At 65.3% G+C, this 16,527-nt stretch carries 16 protein-coding genes and 1 tRNA gene; 9 read left to right on the forward strand and 8 right to left on the reverse strand.

Translation table 11 applies throughout. The features are described from left to right. From GTP90_RS31550 to GTP90_RS31565, 4 genes are all read right to left on the reverse strand, one after another. Nucleotides 1–427: nitroreductase family protein (locus tag GTP90_RS31550; RefSeq protein ID WP_254452136.1), on the reverse strand; the 427-nt coding region annotated here is incomplete at its 3' end. Then, complete coding sequence (locus GTP90_RS31555) at nt 424–1,290, reverse strand: ThiF family adenylyltransferase (RefSeq protein WP_161087228.1); 867 nt, start codon at nt 1,288–1,290, stop codon at nt 424–426. The genes GTP90_RS31550 and GTP90_RS31555, both read right to left, overlap by 4 nt. Nucleotides 1,291–1,402: 112 nt before the next feature. Beyond that, the gene (locus GTP90_RS31560) at nt 1,403–1,603 is read right to left on the reverse strand and encodes a YbdD/YjiX family protein (RefSeq protein WP_117015217.1); all 201 of its coding nucleotides are present in this window, start codon (nt 1,601–1,603) and stop codon (nt 1,403–1,405) included. Next, a complete protein-coding gene (locus GTP90_RS31565) occupies nt 1,603–3,687 on the reverse strand; it encodes a carbon starvation CstA family protein (protein WP_161087229.1) in 2,085 nt (694 codons plus the stop codon). The genes GTP90_RS31560 and GTP90_RS31565 overlap by 1 nt, the downstream gene beginning before the upstream one ends. A gap of 211 nt (nt 3,688–3,898) precedes the next feature. Between GTP90_RS31565 and GTP90_RS31570 the strand changes: the two genes are divergently transcribed. From GTP90_RS31570 to GTP90_RS31585, 4 genes are all read left to right on the forward strand, one after another. Next, on the forward strand, nt 3,899–5,257 hold the full coding sequence (locus tag GTP90_RS31570) for a cache domain-containing protein (RefSeq protein WP_161087230.1): 1,359 nt from the start codon (nt 3,899–3,901) through the stop codon (nt 5,255–5,257). Between the two features lie 41 nt (nt 5,258–5,298). Continuing rightward, on the forward strand, nt 5,299–5,916 hold the full coding sequence (locus tag GTP90_RS31575; protein ID WP_117015214.1) for a response regulator: 618 nt from the start codon (nt 5,299–5,301) through the stop codon (nt 5,914–5,916). A 204-nt stretch (nt 5,917–6,120) separates the two neighbouring features. Next, on the forward strand, nt 6,121–7,275 hold the full coding sequence (locus tag GTP90_RS31580) for an EAL and HDOD domain-containing protein (protein WP_161087231.1): 1,155 nt from the start codon (nt 6,121–6,123) through the stop codon (nt 7,273–7,275). 3 nt (nt 7,276–7,278) lie between these two features. Further along, nucleotides 7,279–9,363, forward strand: coding sequence for a putative bifunctional diguanylate cyclase/phosphodiesterase (locus GTP90_RS31585; protein WP_161087232.1), 2,085 nt, complete (start codon nt 7,279–7,281; stop codon nt 9,361–9,363). A gap of 84 nt (nt 9,364–9,447) precedes the next feature. Here GTP90_RS31585 and GTP90_RS36700 read toward each other — a convergent pair whose 3' ends face one another. Beyond that, nucleotides 9,448–9,954: an FxDxF family PEP-CTERM protein gene (locus GTP90_RS36700; RefSeq protein ID WP_217432052.1), complete on the reverse strand. Its 507-nt coding sequence runs from the start codon at nt 9,952–9,954 to the stop codon at nt 9,448–9,450. Between the two features lie 254 nt (nt 9,955–10,208). Between GTP90_RS36700 and GTP90_RS31595 the strand changes: the two genes are divergently transcribed. Next, nucleotides 10,209–10,298 (forward strand) — tRNA-Ser (locus tag GTP90_RS31595). Between the two features lie 188 nt (nt 10,299–10,486). Here GTP90_RS31595 and GTP90_RS31600 read toward each other — a convergent pair. After that, nucleotides 10,487–10,720: a hypothetical protein gene (locus GTP90_RS31600; RefSeq protein ID WP_161087233.1), complete on the reverse strand. Its 234-nt coding sequence runs from the start codon at nt 10,718–10,720 to the stop codon at nt 10,487–10,489. A gap of 129 nt (nt 10,721–10,849) precedes the next feature. Here GTP90_RS31600 and GTP90_RS31605 point away from each other — a divergent pair, with 129 nt between their 5' ends. The 3 genes from GTP90_RS31605 to GTP90_RS31615 all read left to right on the forward strand — a co-directional run bounded on the left by GTP90_RS31605 (nt 10,850) and on the right by GTP90_RS31615 (nt 13,316). Beyond that, entirely contained in the window at nt 10,850–12,244 is a 1,395-nt protein-coding gene (locus GTP90_RS31605) for an aminotransferase-like domain-containing protein (protein ID WP_175048311.1), read from the forward strand. A 104-nt stretch (nt 12,245–12,348) separates the two neighbouring features. After that, nucleotides 12,349–13,122, forward strand: coding sequence for a substrate-binding periplasmic protein (locus GTP90_RS31610; protein ID WP_254452137.1), 774 nt, complete (start codon nt 12,349–12,351; stop codon nt 13,120–13,122). 29 nt (nt 13,123–13,151) lie between these two features. Beyond that, a complete protein-coding gene (locus tag GTP90_RS31615) occupies nt 13,152–13,316 on the forward strand; it encodes a hypothetical protein (protein ID WP_175048312.1) in 165 nt (54 codons plus the stop codon). Here GTP90_RS31615 and GTP90_RS31620 read toward each other — a convergent pair. After that, nucleotides 13,301–14,704, reverse strand: coding sequence for an ABC-F family ATP-binding cassette domain-containing protein (locus GTP90_RS31620; RefSeq protein WP_161087234.1), 1,404 nt, complete (start codon nt 14,702–14,704; stop codon nt 13,301–13,303). The two genes, GTP90_RS31615 and GTP90_RS31620, sit on opposite strands and share 16 nt — an antisense overlap. 240 nt (nt 14,705–14,944) lie before the next feature. On the opposite strand from GTP90_RS31620, the gene GTP90_RS31625 reads away from it, so the two are divergent. Continuing rightward, nucleotides 14,945–15,844, forward strand: coding sequence for a helix-turn-helix domain-containing protein (locus GTP90_RS31625; RefSeq protein WP_161087235.1), 900 nt, complete (start codon nt 14,945–14,947; stop codon nt 15,842–15,844). Here the strand turns inward: GTP90_RS31625 and GTP90_RS31630 are convergent. After that, nucleotides 15,841–16,527 (reverse strand): MFS transporter (locus GTP90_RS31630; RefSeq protein ID WP_161087236.1); only part of this gene is annotated, 687 nt, incomplete at its 5' end. The two genes, GTP90_RS31625 and GTP90_RS31630, sit on opposite strands and share 4 nt — an antisense overlap.

Raw genomic sequence — 16,527 nt, forward strand, 5'->3', positions numbered from 1 at the left:
GCAGGGACGCGGCCAGCATCGCTGGGCCAAGCAATTTGACTAGTCGGGCTACGCTCATTTTCATCATGGGGTGTAGACCACCACGGTTCCGGCCATAAAATCGTGCGGCGGGCGCCGGCGTGAACTCGACGGTGAGGGTGGGGCGGCTCTCGGGCGCCTCGTTGTGGCGGGTGGCCTGCATCTCCAGCTGGTGGGCGCTGGCGGCGATCGCCATGGTCTCCAGCAGCGCGCCGATCGACATCTGGCTGGGATGGCCGTCCAGGTCGTAGACGCAGTGGTCGCGCGTGTCGTGGCCGTGCACGATCAGGCGGCGGGCGTCGAGGATTTCAAAGCGCCACGGCTGGGTGTTGTCGCCGCTGGGCGCCCAGCGCGCCAGTTCCAGGATTTGTTCCAGCGTGGCGTCCAGGTGTTGTTCCATCTTGCTCATGATTGATCTCCGCGCCGGCGCTTGACCAGCATCATGGTCAGCCGCTGGAGCGGGTGGCGGTGGCCGCCCGGGCGCCAGGTGCGGACCAGTTTGTTACGATAGGCGTCGAAATGGTAGCCGCGCGGCGCGGCGTCGACCGGGCCGCGGTTCAGCAGGATCTTGAGCGCCTCGGTGGCGGCGGCGCCGGCGCACAGCTGGCAACCCATGATGGTGGACGGCCCGCGCTGCTCCCTGAGGTTGATGCTGGACGGATCGACCAGGTAGCCGGCGTGCAGCCCGGCCGGCGCCAGGCCGACCAGAAAGCGCAGCGCCTTTTCCTCGTCCGGCAGCTCGCCCCAGCCGAAATATTCCTCGAACGTCATGTGCCCCGGCAGGAAGTTCAGCACCGCCGTGCCCATGCCCAGCGGCGCCGCCGTGATGGCCGGAATGCCCAGCCGCGCGCAGGCGGCAAACGTGGCCTGGCGCGCGCCGAAGGCGAAGAAGTCCAGGCCGTCCACGTACAGGTCGACGCCCTCGAAGAAGCTGGCCAGGTTGTCGCGGTTGACGCCGCCGGGAAAGCTGGTGAGTTGCAGTTCCGGGTTGATGTCGCGCGCCATTTCGGCCAGCACCTCGACCTTGGGCCGGCCCAAGGTGGACATGGCGGCGCCCACCTGGCGGTTGAAATTGGCGATGTCGAAGGTGTCGAAATCGGCGATGTGGAAGGCGCCCACGCCCAGCCGCGCCAGCGTGAGCAGGTGCACGCCGCCGACGCCGCCCATGCCGGCGATGGCGATGCGCTTGCCGCGCAGCACCGTCTGTTCCGCCGGCGTCAGCCAGCCGATGTTGCGCGCGAACGCCTGTTGGTATGAGAAAGGATGCGACATGTGTCTCCCGGGAATGGCCGGCAACGCGGCTCAGCGGAGTTAGACACGGAGGTCGGCAGGGAAGTTCCCCACCAAAATAAAAAAAAGCCGGTTCGTTGGAACCGGCCTTTCATCAGCAGCAACCGCCGCGCTTGCCCGCGCCGCCGTAGCGGGCTTCCTGGCGCTCGCGGAAGAACTCCTCGTAGCTCATCATCGGCTCGCCCGGATGGGTGGCCTCCCGGTGCGAGACGTAGGTGTCGTACTCGGGCAGGCCCATCATCAGGCGCATGCTTTGCCCGAGATAGCGGCCAGCCTTGGCGATCTCGCCCAGCATCACTGCACCGTCGGCATCAGGACCATCGGGCTTTCCTGCGCGGTCGGCTTGGCCGAGGCGCGCGCCACCATCACGGTGCGGATGCCGAACACCAGCACGCTGAGCACGACGATGACGAAGAAGCCGGCCAGCGAGGCGTCCAGGTAATCGTTGAAGATCACCTGCTGCATCTGCGCCACCGACTTGGCCGGCGCCAGCAGCTTGCCGTCCGCGTAGGCGGCCTGGTACTTGGCGGCGTGGGCCAGGAAACCGACCTTCGGATTGGCGTCGAAGATCTTCTGGAAGCCCGCGGTCAGCGTGCAGATCAGCAGCCACGCGGTCGGCACCATGGTCACCCAGGCGAACTTGGCGCGCTTCATCTTGAACAGCACGCAGGTGCCGAGGATCAGCGCGATCGCGGCCAGCATCTGGTTGGCGATGCCGAACAGCGGCCACAGCGTGTTGATGCCGCCCAGCGGATCGACCACGCCTTGGTACAGGAAGTAGCCCCAGGCCGCCACGCACAGGCCGGTCGCGGTCAGGTTGGCGAACACGTTCTCGGTCTGCTTCATGGCCGGCACGAAGGCGCCCAGCAAGTCCTGCAGCATGAAGCGGCCGGCGCGGGTGCCGGCGTCGACCGCCGTCAGGATGAACAGCGCCTCGAACAGGATGGCGAAGTGGTACCAGAAGGCCATCATGAGCTTGCCGCCGATGACGCCCGACAGGATCTGCGCCATGCCCACGGCCAGGGTCGGCGCGCCGCCGGCGCGCGAGATGATGGAGTGCTCGCCGACATCCTTGGCGGTCTGGGTCAGCATTTCCGGCGTGATGTAAAAGCCCATCTGCGAGACCGCGTGTGCGGCGGACTCGGCCGTGGTGCCCAGCAGCGCGGCCGGGCTGTTCATGGCGAAGTAGACGCCCGGCTCGATGGTCGAGGCGGCCACCAGCGCCATGATGGCGACAAACGATTCCATCAGCATCGCGCCGTAGCCGATGAAGCGGGCGTGGGTTTCATTCTCGATCATCTTGGGCGTGGTGCCCGACGAGATCAGCGCGTGGAAGCCGGACACGGCGCCGCAGGCGATGGTGATGAACAGGAACGGGAACAGCGAGCCGGCCCAGACCGGACCGGTGCCGTCGATGAACTTGGTCATGGCCGGCATTTTCAGGTACGGGGCGACCACCACGATGCCCAGCGCCAGGCCGACGATGGTGCCGATCTTGAGGAAGGTCGACAGGTAGTCGCGCGGCGCCAGCAGCAGCCACACCGGCAGTACCGAGGCGATGAAGCCGTAGCCGATCAGCATCCACGTCAGCTCGGTGCCGGTGAAGGTGAACATCGGCGCCAGCGCCGGGTTTTCCTGCACCATCTGGCCGCCGAAGATGGCCGCCATCAGCAGGATGAAGCCGATCACCGACACTTCGCCGATGCGGCCGACGCGGATGTAGCGGGTGTACACGCCCATGAACAGCGCGATGGGGATGGTGGCCATGACGGTGAAGCTGCCCCACGGCGAGCCGGTCAGCGCCTTGACCACGATCAGCGCCAGCACCGCCAGGATGATGACCATGATCATGAAGGTGCCCAGCAGCGCGATCATGCCGGGGACCTGGCCCAGCTCGGACTTGATCAGGTCGCCCAGCGAGCGGCCGTCGCGGCGCATGGAAATGAACAGCACGATGAAGTCCTGCACCGCGCCGGCAAACACCACGCCGGCCAGGATCCACAGCATGCCGGGCAGGTAGCCCATCTGCGCGGCCAGCACCGGGCCGACCAGCGGGCCGGCGCCGGCGATGGCGGCGAAGTGGTGGCCGAACAGCACGTACTTATTGGTCGGCACGTGGTCGAGGCCGTCGTTGAGCTTGTTGGCCGGCGTCATGCGGCGCGCGTCCAGGCCCAGCACCTTGTCGGCGATGAACAGGCTGTAGAAGCGGTAGGCGATCAGGTAGACGCAGACGGCGGCGATGACGATCCAGATGGCGCTGATTGATTCGCCGCGCTTGAGCGCGATGACGCCCAGCGCCGCGGCGCCGCACAGGGCGAGCGCGGCCCAGCCGAGCCGGCTGGCCAGCGTGGGGGGCGCGGTATGGTGCAGTGTTTTCATGCTTCCTCCAAAGTTTTGGGTGCTGCTCTCAACTGATCGAGCTCCAGCTTTCGCCAGGCTTTCAATTCTGGCAGCTTATGACCAGTATTCAGGAAGCTGATATCCGCCGCAAGCGCAGCAATACGCACTATGGCTCGGTATAACTACGTAGCAGCCGCCGGCGGCGGGAGCGTAGAATCGCGCTACAGAAGAATAATTCGGGACCCACGTCATGAAGTTGCGGCAAAAAGTCATATTCCTGGCCATCACGCCGCTGATCCTGGCGCTGATCGCCATCGCGCTGGCGGTGCGCCACCAGTCGGTGCTGCTGGCCCAGCAGCAGCGCAACACCATCCAGCAAGCCTACCTGAGCAGCAAGGAGGCCGAGCTCAGGCACTACGTGGCGCTGGCCTCGCACTCCATCGCCCATCTGTACGAATCGGGCCGCGACGACCAGGCCACCCGCGACGAGGCCAAGCGCATCCTGTCCTCGCTCAGCTATGGCGATGACGGCTATTTCTTCGTCTACGACATGCAGGGCAACACGCTGATGCATCCGCGCCAGCCCGAGCTGGTCGGCAAGAACCTGTACGGGCTGCACGACGAGCTGGGCCAGCCGACCATCCAGAACCTGCTGGCGCGCGCGCGCGCCGGCGGCGGGCTGGAGCGCTACCGCTGGGTCAAGCCCTCGACCCACAAGTCCGGCGCCAAGCTGGGCTATGTGATCCCGATGCCGAAATGGGGCTGGATGATGGGCACCGGCATCTACCTGGACGACGTCGACCAGGCGCTGGCCAAGATCGACGTCCAGCAGTCCGGCAACATCCACAACACCATGCTGTGGATCGCCGCGATCGCCATCGCGGCCGCGGTGGCGGTGGCCAGCTCCGGGCTGGCGCTCAATATCAGCGAGCTGCGCGTGGCCGACGCCAAGCTCAAGGTGCTGGCCCAGCGCGTGGTCGAGTCGCAGGAGGAGGAGCGGGCGCGGCTGTCGCGCGACCTGCACGACGGCATCAGCCAGTGGCTGGTGTCGATCAAGCTGCAGATCGAGGCCGGCATCATCCGCCTGAGCGCGGGCAACGGCCAGCAGCCGGCCGCGCAGGCGGCCTTCGAGCACGCGGCCGAGCAGCTCAACAACGTGATGGGCGAGGTGCGCCGCATCTCGCACAACCTGCGCCCGGCCATCCTCGACGACCTGGGCCTGGCGGCCGCGCTGCACCACCTGGGCCAGGAGTACACGCTCAGCAGCGGAACCCCGGTACACTTCGAGGCGACCGGCGTGACCGACGAGCTGCCGGACGTGGCCAACACCGTGCTGTTCCGCCTGGCGCAGGAGGCGCTGACCAACATCGAGCGCCACGCCGGCGCCCACCGCATCGACATCGCGCTGACTGGCGAACACGGCGGCGTGACGCTGCGCATCCGCGACGACGGCAACGGCTTCGACGCCGAGGGCATCGCGCTGCATCCGATGCGCGGCATCGGCCTGCGCAACATGATGGAGCGCATGGACGCCATCGGCGGCCGCTTCGACATCGCCTCGTCGGCCGACGGCACGGTGGTCACCGCGTTCGCCGGCAACAATAGCTAATACAGTTAATACCGTTCATACCGTTTATAAAGATTAAAGACATGACAGCCACCATCAAAATCCTGCTGGTCGACGACCATCCCCTGGTGCGCGACGGCCTGCGTGCGCGGCTGGAGGCGATGCCGCAATTCGAGGTCGTGGCCGAGGCCGGCGGCGCGGCCGAGGCGCTGGAGCAGGCCGCCCGCTGCGACATCGACCTGGTGCTGATGGACATCAACATGCGCGGCGCCAACGGCATCGAAGCCACCGCCCGCTTCAAGCAAGCGTTCCCGCGCATCGCCGTGCTGATCCTGTCGATGCACGACAAGCTGGAATACGTGTCGCAGGCGATCCAGGCCGGCGCGCGCGGCTACGTGCTCAAGGACGCGCCCGGCAAGGACATCGTGGTGGCGATCGAGACCGTCATGTCCGGCGGCATCTACTACAGCGCCGCGCTGGCCCGCCAGCTGGCCCAGCCGCACACCCAGGACAACCAGCTGACCTCGCGCGAGCACGAGGTGCTGCGCCACATCGCCAACGGCGAATCGAACAAGCAGATCGCCCGCGCGCTCGACCTCAGCGTGCGCACCGTGGAAACCCACCGCCTCAACATCAAGCGCAAGCTGGGCATCGAAGGGCAGGCCGAGCTGATCCGTTTTGCGGTCCAGCATGCGCAGTAAAATGCAAGGTGTAAAGCGCAGGCTGTTGTAAAACCCGAGCAGCGCTTCTAATTCCGTTAAGCAATTTCTAACAGTGCGTGTTTGTGCGGCAATATCTGCTATATTCCTGCACGGGTTGTGTATCTGCAATTGTATATAAGAAAATGTTTCCCGCGCGATAAATTGGTTCTATACTGGTCGTATCGAAAATAACAATACTTTCCTATGGTAATTGAGTTTCCACTGGTGGAATTGCAGGCGGTGTCCAACGCTCACAACGAGTGGGTGGCCCTGACCTTTGATTTGTCCGCCGACTCGGGCGACGCCTTCCAGGCCGCGCTCACCCTGCTCAAGACGCCCGATGTGTTCGCCGCCCTGGCGCCCCTCGACTGCATCCTGCCGGTGCCGCAGCCGGCCCTGCTGGAGCTGTCGCAACTGGAAACCCTGCCGCCCAACCGCGTGATCCTGCGCGTGCCGGCCGACGCCTGCGCCGAGATTGCGGTGCAAAAGAAGCTGGCCAGCTACGCCGAGGCCGGTTACCGCATCATGATCGAAGGCGTGGCCGGCATGGCCGCCACGCTGTGCGGCGCCAAGTCGCTGATGGTCGACGCCGCGCAGGCGCTGCCGCCGGTGCTGGCGCTGGTGGCCCAGCCGGGCCCGCACCTGGCCACCGGCATGGGCAGCGAACAGCGCATCGCCGAATGCGCCAAGGCCGGCTTCAGCTGGTTCGCCGGCGACTTCGCCCTGCATCCCCCGCACGACGCCAGCACCGGCGACGGCACCTCGCGCAAGCGCCTGCTGGCGCTGCTGGGCCTGCTGGCGCGCGACGCCGACTCGCGCGAGCTGGAAGTGCTGCTCAAGCAGGATCCGGCGCTGTCCTACCACCTGCTCAAGCTGGTGAACTCGGCCGCGTTCGCGCTCAGCTCCCCGATCCACAGCTTCAGCCAGGCCATCAACGTCCTGGGCCGGCGCCAGCTGCAGCGCTGGCTGCAGCTGCTGCTGTACGCGCGCCAGCAGGACGACGGCCTGGCCAACCCGCTGCTGCCGCTGGCGGCGGTGCGCGCGGCGCAGATGGAAGCGCTGGGCAAGGCGCTCGGCTGGGAACGCGATCAGCAGGACATGGCCTTCGTGGCCGGCGTGTTCTCGCTGCTGGACGTGTTGCTGGGCATGCCGATGACGGAAATCGTCGCCGCGCTCAGCCTCGACCTGGACGTGGTGATGGCGCTGCTGGACCGCGGCGGCCCGCTGGGCGAGCTGCTGTCCCTGGTGGAGCGCCACGACCGCGCCGCGCTGGACCGGGCCGGCATCGAGCACGAGACCTACTGGGAGGCGCAGCTACAGGCCTACCACTGGGCGATCCAGGTCAGCAGGAACATCTAAGCGATGGTCGCGCATCCCGTCTCCGACTTCCTGAACAACAGCGCGGCCTTGTGCGACGCGGTGTTGCGCTTGCGCGGAGCGGCGCTGGCCGAGGAGCTGGGGCGCATCGTGCGCAGCGTCATGAACAGTCCGCTGGGCGAATTCCTGCCGGCCGACACCCACGCCATGCTGCTCAAGCCGCCGGTGGTCGAGGTGCTGGCCGCCAACGACGACGCCGTGCCCAGCCTGACGCAGGACATCGTCTTCGACGACGAATACTTCGGCCGCTTCGTGGTGTCCGGGCGCGCGCAGTACAGCGCGCTCGACCGCGAACACCTGGCCAGCCTGGCCAACCTGGCCGGCAGCGTGCTGCAGGTGCACGCGCTGGCGCAGCGCTCCACCCACGCCTACGTGCAGGTGGAATCGCAGCTGCAGCACCAGGCGCAGATCCTCGACCACATCCACGAGTCCGTGCTGACCATGGACATGAACGGCTTCATCATCAGCTGGAACAAGGGCGCCGAGCGCCTGTTCGGCTACAGCGCGGTGGAAGCGGTGGGGCGCAACATCCTGTTCCTGTACCACGACGAGGACGAAAGCTTCGACGACACCTTCCTGGAGCAGGGCGGGCGCCTGATGGAGGTGCGGCGCAAAAAGAAATCGGGCGAGGTGTTCTGGGCCAGCCTGTCGCTGTCGCCGCTGCGCGACATCAACGACCGCGCCATCGGCCTGATCGCCTACCTGACCGACATCACCGAGCGCAAGATGGCGGAGGAGCGCATCCACCACCTGGCCTACTACGACGCGCTGACCAACCTGCCGAACCGCTCGCTGCTGACCAAGCTGGTCGACCAGGCGCTGACCGTGGCCCAACGCAGCAAGCTGCACGGCTGCGTGCTGTTCATCGACCTCAACCGCTTCAAGCTGATCAACGACACGCTGGGCCGCAAGATCGGCGACGAGCTGCTGTGCGAAGTGGCGCGCCGCTTCCGCGCGGTGCTGCGCGACCAGGACCTGGTGGCGCGGCTGGGCGGCGACGAATTCGCGGTCGGCCTGTTCGACATCGGCCAGCACTTCGAGGCCAGCATGGTGGCGCAAAAGCTGCTGGGCACCTTGAACACGCCGATCCTGATCGACGGCCACGATTTGCGCGTGGGCGGCAGCATCGGCATCAGCGTCTACCCGCAGGACGGCGGCGATGCCGAGACCCTGCTGCGGCTGGCCGACATCGCCATGTACCGCGCCAAGCAGGAGGGCGGGGCCGAGGGCGACCACGTCGCCTTCTACAGCCAGGACATGAACCAGGGCATGCAGGAGCGCATGCGGATCGAATCGGGGCTGCGGCACGCGCTGGGCAACGGCGAGCTGCTGCTGCACTACCAGCCCAAGTTCAGCATCGACAGCGGCAAGATCATCGGCGCCGAAGCCCTGGTGCGCTGGCGCCATCCGGTGCGCGGCCTGGTGCCGCCGGCCGAGTTCATCCCGCTGGCCGAAGCCACCGGGCTGGTGGTGCAGGTCGGCGAATGGGTGCTGGAGGCGGCCTGCGCGCAGGCCAAGGTGTGGAAGGACGCCGGCCTGCCGCCGATCCGGCTGGCGGTCAACGTCTCCGCGCGCGAGTTCACCTCCGCGCTGCCGGGGCGGGTGCAGGACACGCTGACGCGCTACGGGCTGGAGCCGTCGTGGCTGGAGCTGGAAATCACCGAAAGCACGCTGATGAACAACATCGACCGCGTGATCGGCATCATGGACCGCATTACCGCGCTGGGCGTGACCTTGTCGCTGGACGACTTCGGCACCGGCTATTCCAGCCTCTCCTATTTGAAGCGCTTCCCGATCGACACGCTCAAGATCGACCGCTCGTTCACCATCGGCATCCCCGCCGACGCCAACGACTGCGCGATCGCCAACACCATCATCAGCATCGCCCAGCAGCTCAAGCACAAGGTGATCGCCGAAGGCGTGGAGACGGTCGAGCAGCTGGCCTTCCTGAAGAACTCGGGATGCGACGAGGTGCAGGGCTACCTGTTCTCGCGGCCGCTGGAGGCCGGCGCGTTCGAGCAGGCGCTGCGCGAGAACTGGACGCCGGACCAGGCCAGCCGCGCCGCCTGAGCGGGTGCGGCAGGCGAAAAAAAACAGACCTCGCGAGGTCTGTTTTTTATTGCGTGCACCGGACGCCGGGCGCCCGGCGTTGCATCATGCCTTGCGGCGGCGTGCCATGAAGCCAACCAGGCCCAGGCCGGCGATCAGCATCGCGTAGGTTTCTGGTTCAGGTACAGGCGTCACGTTCAACGACAGCGAACCGACGAAGCCCTGGGTGTTGACCAGTGGGGTGCCGGTCACGGTGATGTGGTGCACGGTGTTGCTCAGCGTTGGCAGTTGCAGCAGCCAGTAATCGAAGCCGTTGTTGCCGAAGGACACATTGGTGATCGGAGCGAAGCTATGGCCATCCAGGCTGACACCGGTCACGTCATAGCCGGCGCCGCCGGTGAAGTTGGCCGACACCTGGCCGACAAAATTGCTGGCGCTGGCGAAGTGGGTCAGGTCCAGATCGAAGACGTTGGTGGTGGCATAACCGGCGAAGGTGCCGGAATACGAATTCGCGATAGTCGGCGACGGGGTCAGCGTGATGGCCGTGTTAGCCGAAGCCACTGCGGAGGAAACCAGCAGTGCAGCTGCCAGGATGGTGGATTTAAAGTTCATGGGATCTCGTTGGTTGTTGGGTGGGTGTTTGATAGGTTTCCGTAAGGCATTGTTTCTTATGGAAAAACCTGTTTCACTTGGTTATTGACCCGTATAGTATCCAGCCGAGCTCAACATTGCAATAAGTTTTTCAAAAAACAATTGTAATGTGGTTTTGTAACTTTTTTTGATATCGCACAATAGTGCTGGGATGTGGGAAACAAACCGGATAGCGCCCCGGTTGGAGGCGAAATCTGTATAATGCTGCACACTTAGGAAGCGTGGCCGAGTGGTTGAAGGCACTAGTCTTGAAAACTAGCGACGGGTTAAACTGTTCGTGAGTTCGAATCTCACCGCTTCCGCCAGAAAATGCAAAAACCGCCCACTGGGCGGTTTTTGCATTTTCGGACGGAAGCGGTGAGATTCGAAGGGCTGGGCTTGCAAGCCCAGCCCTCTCCGAATCGCCCGACTGCTGGGCGCTTGGCGCCCAGCCTCGCGCGCCGATGGCGCGCGTGCGTGCATCTATATCTCCAAGTTTGCAGACCAGCGGCCCTCACGGCAAGCTCAAGTCCATCCCCAGCATCCTGACCAGGACGAAGGTGGCGAGTCCCAGGCCCAGCAGCGACACCACGAAGATGCCGGCCACCTTGCCGCCCGCGCGCAGCAGCGCGCGCTTCTCCTCCAGCTTCCTGCCCTGATCGTAATGCCACTTAATGGCGAAGAACATGCCCGTGCCCAGCACGAGCGCCTTGAACGTCACGAAGACTATCGGGATCCAATCCATCATTTGAGTATTTCCTGGCTATTACTGACACTGTCTATCGTCAGGCGCACTACCTCACTGCCAAGCAAGGATGGTATTGCGGCCCGTTCTGAAGCATACTACTTCAAAGCAATTTCCATACATTGAGACAAAATGTCCCAGTTGAGAACCATACAAGACCTGCCCGCCTGGTTGCCGCGATTGGCGCCGCACGGCGGGCCGCGCTTTTTGCAGGTCGCGGACGCGTTGCAGGCGGCGGTAATGGACGGGTCGCTGAAGCCGGGCGACCGCCTGCCGCCGCAGCGCCACCTGGCAGCGCAGCTGGAGGTCGACCTGACGACGATCACGCGCGCATACGACGAAGCCCGCCGCCGCAACCTGCTGGAGGGCAGGGGCGCTCGCGGCACGTATGTCGCGGCGCCGAAAGTCGAATCGAGCCCGATCCTCGACCTGAGCATGAATACCCCGCCACCGCCGGACGGCGTGGACTTCGACGACATGTTGAAACAAGGTCTGTCGCAAGTGCTGATGAGGGCGGATAACGAATTGCTGATGACCTACCACCTGGCCGGGGGAAGCGATTCCGACCGCAAGGCTGGCGCCCACTGGCTCGAACCGATGTTCGGACGCCTGGACCCCCGCCAGGTTGTCGTCTGCCCGGGTGCGCAAGCGGCGATCGCCGCCTTGATCCTGGCGTTGACGGAGCCTGGCGATGTCATCCTGGCGGAACCCATGAGTTATCCCGGCTTGCGTGCCGCGGCGGCCCAATTCGGCCGGCACCTCATCGCTGTGGAGGCGGACCAGCACGGGATGCTGCCCGGGATGCTGGAGCAAGCCTGCCACCGGCACAAGCCCGGGCTGGTCTACCTCAATCCGACCTTGCAGAACCCGACCGCCATCACCATGCCGGAGCGTCGCCGCGAGGAGCTCGCCGGCGTGGCCAGGCGCTGCCAGGTGCGCATCGTCGAGGACGATCCCTACTGGCTCCTGGCCGATGCCGCGCCGCCGCCCGTCGCCACGTTCGCCCCGGAGCAGGCGTACTACATCTCGACGCTGTCCAAATGCCTGACGCCCGGCTTGCGCGTGGCCTTCGTGCTGATACGCGACCCGCATGAGCGCGAACGCTTCCTGGCCGCGCTCAGATCATTTGCGCTGATGGTCGCTCCCCTCACAGCCGCGCTGGCCACCCAGTGGATACTCGACGGTTCGGCCGGCCGGTTGGTGCAAGGCGTACGCGACGAGGCGCGCCTGCGCCACCGGATGGCCCGGGATATTCTGGCGGGGCGGTACCGCGGCGACGGAGACGGGCTGCATGTATGGATCGACTTACCGCCGTATTGGCATTCCTCGCAGCTTACGCGCGCGGCCGACAGCGAGGGCATCGCGGTCACGCCGGCGGAGGCGTTCGCCACCGGCGGCGGGTCCGTGAACGCCATACGGATCTCCCTGGGCAGCATCAGGGACCGCGCACGCTTGCGGGCGGGTCTGCAACGGCTGTCCCAACTGCTGGCGCGGCGGCCCGAGGCGTTCAGCGCCGCTGTGGTTTAATCGTCCAGGCGATGCCATGCTTCATCCGGACGGGGCGAATAACATTTGAGGAAACAGAGGGGAACTCGTTAAGATAGCAACATGAGATTCTGGAGATGGCGGGTATGTGGCTGTTTAGAAAATGGGCGTCGCCTCTGTTGCAAGGCGCCGTGATGCTGGGCTTGGCCTGTCCGGGGCTGGCGATGTCCGCTGAAGTGAGCATGGCGTTTGGCGAGAAGATCCCGCCTTTCTGTTTTCCCGAAACCGATTCCGGCATCGAACTCGAGATCCTGCGCGAGGCGCTGGCGTTCCGCGGCCACACACTCAAGCCGAAATACTATCCCTTCGCCCGCATCCCCACGGCGTTCAAGATGGGCAGCGTCGACGCCGCCATGACCGACCTCGGCGAAGACCTGGGCAAGGCCGGCGCCTTCTACGGCGATCCCGCAGTCTTTTATGATAACGTTTTCATCACGCTGACGTCCCGGAATATCTCGATCAGGACGCCTGCGGACCTGCGCGGCCTGACCGTCATCGCCTTTGTCGGCGCCGTGAAGCGCTACCCTGGCTGGCTGAACCAGGTGAAGAAGGACGGGCACTACTTCGAGCAGAACAATCAATCGCTGCAAGTGATGACGCTGGATGCCGGCCACTACGACGTCGCGCTCAGCGACAAGAACATCTACAAGTACTTCAGCCTGCTGCTCAAGGGGAGCAGGAACTTCCATGACAAGCCGGTCACGCTGCACAACTTCGTGAAGATGAATCCGATGGATTATCGTCCGGTGTTCCGCGACCAGGGCGTGCGCGACGACTTCAACGCCGGCCTGAAGCAGCTCAAGAGTTCGGGCCGCTTCAACGCGATCTATAAAAAATACCTGGGCGAGCAGCGCGACTGATCTGCCGTCCATACGAGGTGGACTGGATCATGAAGGGCCTGAAAAACTCGCCGGTCAAGAAGCTGATGATGATCACCGGCGGCGGCCCGGCCAGCGGCGACCCTTGCGAGAGCTACCACTACCACGGCTACATCGGCCAGGAAAAGGAAGTGGTCGACCAGATCGCGGCCTGGATGCATCATCCCGCCAGCTGAAAAGTCTGGTGCACGCCGATCTGCCGCAGGAAGTTTTCGTCGTGAGAAATCAGCACCAGGGCGCCGGGATAGGCGCGCACCACCTCGATCACATGCTGGCGCATCCGCATATCCAGGTTGTTGGTGATTTCATCGAGGATCAACAACGTTGGCGGCTTGGCCGCGATGCAGGCGAGCGAGAGGCGCGCGCGTTCACCACCGGACAGGACCGCAACCCGCGCGTGCACCAGGTCGTTGTGGCGAAATAAAAAATCGCTCAGATGCCCGCGCAGGGCGGTCGCGTCCCACGTGGGGACGACGCTTTGCAGCGCCTGCAGGACGGTGTGGTCCGGATCGATATTCGCGTAGTGCTGATCCAGGTAGCCTATCTCGTCCCGGGGCGGCGTGAACCAGTCGCCGCTGCGCGTCACCTCCGCCGCGCCCATGATCGCCTGCGCCAGCGTGGACTTGCCGCTGCCGTTGGCGCCCTGCAGCACCAGCCTTTCGCCGCGCTCCAGGTGCAGATGGATGCCTTGCAGCACAGGCTGCGCATAGCCGGCCGCGCCGTTTGAAATTTGCAGCACGGTGTGGCGCGACGATGGCGCCGCGTCGAGGTGAAAGCGCGGCACGATCACGGGATCGGTCCGCAGCGCTTCCATCTGTTCGAGCAGTTGCAGCTTGTGCTCCTTGATGTCGGCTTGCTTGCGTCCCGCCGTGGTGTTGCCGCGGCCGAGCTTGGTGGGAGACTTCACGGTCGGCCACCTGCGGTTCTCGATGTTTTTCACGCCGCGTTCACGGGCGCGGCTGGCGCGTTCCTGTTCCTGCATCAATGCCTGATGGGTGTTCTGTTTGGCGAGCGCGATGGCCGACAGCTGCTTCTCCAGCGAGGCATGCTGACGCTGCCGTTCCGCCAGATAGTCGGAATATTTTCCTGTGAAGACTTCAATGGTCCCGGAGCGTATCGACCAGATCGTGTCGCACACCTGGTCCATCAAAGCCTCGTCGTGCGTCACCAGGATCACGGCGCCGTAAAAGGCCTTGAGCATGCGCGCCAGCGAACGCTTGTTGTCGGCATCGAGGTGGTTGGTCGGTTCGTCCAGCAGCAACAGGTCGGTCGCCGAGGCCAGCGCGGCACTGAGCGCCCGGTTGACGCGCTGGCCACCGCTCAACTGTTGGTCGCCGTGCTGCACCTGGGCCAGGTAACCGATGCCAAGCCCGGGGCTGGCGCGCACGCTGCCCTCGGCGGGATCGAGCAGGCCGCCGATGAGTTTTAGCAGGGACGATTTTCCGCTGCCATTGTCGCCGACAATGGCAATGCGTTGCCCCCATTCGACGGTGGCATTGAAGGCGGAAAAACAGATTTTATGTGGGAAGGCAAGGCCCAGGCCTTGCAGCTGAATCATGGACATGAGTACGCTCGCGATAAATCGAATCAAGGGGCAGATCTGACGTGTGCCCGGAGAGGGCGATTAAGCGAGCGTGTTCATTTCGGGTAGGTCCTCATGTGTGGAGCGGGAATTATATGCCAGGAAAGCGAAAAGTGGCGACGCATGCGCGCCACGCGGGGGCGAGACAGTACGCATTGATGATTTGACATCAAGACTACCGCGCTCGATAATCGGCGCTCAGCCATTTGCCGAGACGAGCCCATGGGTACCGCGATAGACAATACCGAAGTGTTGAAAGACTGGTTCCTGCGCAGTGGCGTTCATACACCGCTGCATACCTGCATAGGTCCCTTGCCGAGTTCCCGGGCCTCGATCGTGCGCTGGACCAGCAACCAGCCGGACGCGATGATCCAGACCATCAGCTCGCACCCCAACGACTACCGCATCGCCATCATGCTGGAGCCGGTCGACGCCCGCATCTGGCTGCACGGCCAGCCGGTGTGGGGCGGGGTGATCGCGGCCGAGCGCTTCCGCATTTGCCCACCCAGCGGCGCCAGCCAGTGGAGCCGGCTGAGCAGCTGCGACATCGTCAACCTGTTCGTGCCGGCCGCGCTGATCGACAACCTGAACGGGCTGCGCGAAACGCCGCTGAGCCTGGGCGCCCAGCAGTTCACCTCGGACCGCCACGTGATGGAGCTGGTGCGCCGCATGCTCAACGCCGACGCCATGGCCGGGCCGCTGCAGTCGCAGTATTGCGACGGCCTGATGGTGGCGCTGCTGAGCTATCTGCTGGAACACTACAGCCGGCCGGCGGCGGCGCCTCAGTCCAGCACGCTGGGCGGCGGACGCTTGCGGCGCGTGCTGACCCACATGGGCGCCAACCTGGCCACCGGCGTCAGCAACCGCGACCTGGCGGCGCTGTGCGGCATGAGCGAGGCGCACTTCTCGCGCGAGTTCCACCTGGCGCTGGGCCTGCCGCCGCACCGCTACCTGATGAAGATGCGGCTGGAGCAGGCGCGCACCATGCTGCTGGCCGGCGGCCGGGCGATGGCCGACATCGCCGAGGCCTGCGGTTTCCACGACGCCAGCCATTTGTCGCGCACCTTCAGCCGCCACTTCGGCACGCCGCCCGCCAAGTTCCGTCAGCAGCGCGGCAATTAATTCCTCAGCAGCTGGCGCGAGAAGCTCACCACCGCGCCCACCGCCGCGAAGCCGGCCGCCACCATCAGCGCGTACACCGTGCCGCGCGCGTCGGACAGCGTGAAGCAGTAGGCCACCAGCGCGGCGCCGGTGGCCTGGCCGCTCAGGCGGGCGGTGGCGACGATGCCGCTGGCGCTGCCCGCCCGCGCGCGCGGCGCGCTGCCCATGATGGCCTTCATGTTGGGCGCCTGGAAGAAGCCGAAGCCCACGCCGCACAAGGCCATGCGCCAGCCGATGTCGAGCGCCGAGGCGTCGGGCGGCAACGCGACCAGCAACAGCATGCCTGCGCTCAGCACCGCCAGGCCGATGCCGCCCAGCGTGCCGGCCGGGTAGCGGTCGCTCATCCAGCCGCCCAGCGGCCCCATCACGGCGACCAGCGCCGGCCACGGCGTGATCAGGAAGCCGGTGTCGATCGGTGAGCGGCCCAGCGTGCGCTCGAAGAAGAAAGGCAGCGACACGAAGGCCAGGCTCTGCACGGCGAAGGTGCAGAACGCCGTCAGCGCGGACAGCGCGAACATCGGCTTGCGGAACAAATCCACCGGCAGCAGCGGCGCCGCGTGGCCGCGCTGGCGGCGCAGCAGCAATGCCCAGCACAGCGCCGCGCCGGCGATCTCGGCCGGTAGCCGTTGCGGCGCGGCGCCGTG

The sequence above is a fragment of the Duganella vulcania genome (genome assembly GCF_009857655.1).
In the GTDB taxonomy this organism is placed as follows: domain Bacteria; phylum Pseudomonadota; class Gammaproteobacteria; order Burkholderiales; family Burkholderiaceae_D; genus Rugamonas; species Rugamonas vulcania.

Bases quoted from the DNA above. Each gene is read 5' to 3' on its own strand.
- GTP90_RS31565 (WP_161087229.1), bottom strand. From the start codon at position 3,687: ATGAAAACACTGCACCATACCGCGCCCCCCACGCTGGCCAGCCGGCTC.
- GTP90_RS36700 (WP_217432052.1), bottom strand. From the start codon at position 9,954: ATGAACTTTAAATCCACCATCCTGGCAGCTGCACTGCTGGTTTCCTCC.
- GTP90_RS31625 (WP_161087235.1), top strand. From the start codon at position 14,945: ATGGGTACCGCGATAGACAATACCGAAGTGTTGAAAGACTGGTTCCTG.
- GTP90_RS31555 (WP_161087228.1), bottom strand. From the start codon at position 1,290: ATGTCGCATCCTTTCTCATACCAACAGGCGTTCGCGCGCAACATCGGC.
- GTP90_RS31600 (WP_161087233.1), bottom strand. From the start codon at position 10,720: ATGATGGATTGGATCCCGATAGTCTTCGTGACGTTCAAGGCGCTCGTG.
- GTP90_RS31605 (WP_175048311.1), top strand. From the start codon at position 10,850: ATGTCCCAGTTGAGAACCATACAAGACCTGCCCGCCTGGTTGCCGCGA.
- GTP90_RS31560 (WP_117015217.1), bottom strand. From the start codon at position 1,603: ATGCTGGGCGAGATCGCCAAGGCTGGCCGCTATCTCGGGCAAAGCATG.
- GTP90_RS31570 (WP_161087230.1), top strand. From the start codon at position 3,899: ATGAAGTTGCGGCAAAAAGTCATATTCCTGGCCATCACGCCGCTGATC.
- GTP90_RS31620 (WP_161087234.1), bottom strand. From the start codon at position 14,704: ATGTCCATGATTCAGCTGCAAGGCCTGGGCCTTGCCTTCCCACATAAA.
- GTP90_RS31610 (WP_254452137.1), top strand. From the start codon at position 12,349: ATGTGGCTGTTTAGAAAATGGGCGTCGCCTCTGTTGCAAGGCGCCGTG.
- GTP90_RS31580 (WP_161087231.1), top strand. From the start codon at position 6,121: ATGGTAATTGAGTTTCCACTGGTGGAATTGCAGGCGGTGTCCAACGCT.
- GTP90_RS31575 (WP_117015214.1), top strand. From the start codon at position 5,299: ATGACAGCCACCATCAAAATCCTGCTGGTCGACGACCATCCCCTGGTG.
- GTP90_RS31585 (WP_161087232.1), top strand. From the start codon at position 7,279: ATGGTCGCGCATCCCGTCTCCGACTTCCTGAACAACAGCGCGGCCTTG.
- GTP90_RS31615 (WP_175048312.1), top strand. From the start codon at position 13,152: ATGAAGGGCCTGAAAAACTCGCCGGTCAAGAAGCTGATGATGATCACC.